General features: G+C 31.9%; 2 protein-coding genes and 1 pseudogene. All 3 read left to right on the forward strand.

The genetic code is table 11. From position 1 onward, the window contains the following. A pseudogene (locus LGZ98_RS23500) lies at positions 1–359 on the forward strand (hypothetical protein); the annotation flags it as partial. 2 nt (positions 360–361) lie between these two features. Next, positions 362–679, forward strand: a complete 318-nt coding sequence (locus tag LGZ98_RS23505) for a hypothetical protein (protein ID WP_262978700.1) — start codon at positions 362–364, stop codon at positions 677–679. Continuing rightward, the gene (locus LGZ98_RS23510) at positions 676–1083 is read left to right on the forward strand and encodes a hypothetical protein (RefSeq protein ID WP_262978701.1); all 408 of its coding nucleotides are present in this window, start codon (positions 676–678) and stop codon (positions 1081–1083) included. Before LGZ98_RS23505 ends, LGZ98_RS23510 begins: the two co-directional genes overlap by 4 nt. Positions 1084–2216: the final 1133 nt, after the last annotated feature.

A 2216-nucleotide genomic window follows, 5' to 3' on the forward strand; every position in this document is an offset into this window, starting at 1 on the left:
TACAAAGTGAAAAAATGATTAAATGGATGAAATATGGTGGCCGAGTTGCCATTGGTCTGGATTTTGTTGATACCACCGGGCAAGTTATTGATGCCTGTAATTATGGGCAAGCAGGAAAATGTGAAAAAGTAGCGATCAAGGAATATAGTAAATTTGCTGGTAGAACAAGCCTGGGCTTTTGGGGAGGATATTACGGTGGAATTGCAGCAGGCACAGCATGTGTTGTTCTTGGGATTGCAACTGAAGGATTAGCGGCTGGAGTTTGCATAGCAGGCGGCGGTTTATCTGGTGGTTATATTGGCAGTAAAATCGGAGAAAGGGCTGCTGAATCTATCGTAGATTTGTTTATAGGAAATTAACTATGAGCATATTGGATTTAATAATGACAATATGTCTTTTCTTATCTCTTTTATTTTTGATTATATCAATAGCCATTTACAAAATAAATCAAAAAAAGATGGATAAAATCATTGAATTATATACAGAAGCTGGACTTTATATGTCAGCAGGAGCAAAAATGGGCCGTTTTTTGGGTATTTATGGTCAGTATCAGGTTGCAATATTTTTCTATACGCTGCTCACCGGGAAAAGAATGAGAATCAATGAAAAGGATAGTAAATACATGTACCAAGAATCTTATGACTTTATTCAAAATTTACCTTATGGGATTTCTATATGAATAGAGTCACTTTTATCATTTTACTTATTTCTTTTATCTCCTCCACTCTTTTTCTCATTGTATCAATAGCCATTTACAAAATAAATCAAAAAAAGATGGATAAAATTATTTATTTATATATGGAAAAAGGTTTCTGCTTATCAACAGGAGCATACATAGGTCATTTCATGGGTATTCATGGTCAAATTTATCCTGCCGTATTTTTCTATAAATTATTGACAGGAAAAAGAATAAGAATAAATAGACCTGATAGTAAATATATGCCACAAGAATCTTATGACTTTATTCAAAGTTTACCTTCCAGTTTAACTCATTGGATAAAAGTATATTTCATCACCATTAATATAGGGGGGGCATTTTTCTTTATAACAATGGCAATATACCTATTTCAAAAATACGCTTAATCATACTAAATACTCAATGTGATATTAATATGAACAAAATTACTCTTATCATTTTAATTATAATTTACATCTCCTCTATTCTTCTTCTCGTTATATCAATAGCCATTTACAAAATAAATCAAAAAAAGATGGATAAAATTATTGAATTATATATAGAAGAAGGATTTTATTTACCAACAAGCATAACAATACAACGCTTCGGAAGGATGCGTGATCAGTTTCAAGTCATTATGTTCTTCTACAGGCTGTTAACTGGAAAAAAATGAAAACAAATCATCCTGATAGAAAATATATGCACCAAGAATCTTATGATTTTATTCAAATCTACCCTCCGGCTTAACTCATTGGATAAAAATATATATCATTACCACTTATATAGGTGGAGCATTATTTTTTACATCAACAATAATAGCCTTAATTAAAAAACATTATTCATTATGCTAAATATATTTAAGAGGCTCGTTCTAAATAACAGTCAGACCATGATTGAATTTCAGCACTGCAATCTGATTTTAAAATCCACTCTGATACCGGTTACCAATAGAATCTAACGTTGGACATCATTGAGAAATTTGCCATAGCTATACCTACTCCTACTTAATTTATTTTATACCCGTTATCCTTCAAGTTGCCTCTTTGTTGGCTGCGCTCACTCACCCCGGTCACATAGTTATCTATGCTCCCGGGGATTCGCTCCCTTGCCGTCGCGATCCCTCTTGAAATCCATAGGGTATATATTTAATTTCTCATTCTGGGTTATTTTCCTTTGATTTCAATAAAAGAATTGTAATGAATCGTTAATTATTTTATATAAATGTAAATATTGAAGACTTGTAGTCAGACCAAATATATAACAAAAAATCTTATCACTATTTCTATCCTTTATGACAGAAAGAATTGTAAATTAATCAACATTAAAAGACAAAATCAGATTGAATCTATACATCACCTAAACTCCTATGAATTCTCACTCTGTAGGGATTAGCAACCCATTTATCATATATTGAAGATAATCCGATTATCTGATTAAGTTATGTTACCTAACGTTGAACCAACATGTTAAAAGCTACCACAGGAACAAATAGAGTATTATGAAAAGAAACATTCAACCCGGTTTCTGTGTCGTACAGCAA

The organism is Photorhabdus kayaii (assembly GCF_025384895.1).
Taxonomy (GTDB): domain Bacteria; phylum Pseudomonadota; class Gammaproteobacteria; order Enterobacterales; family Enterobacteriaceae; genus Photorhabdus; species Photorhabdus kayaii.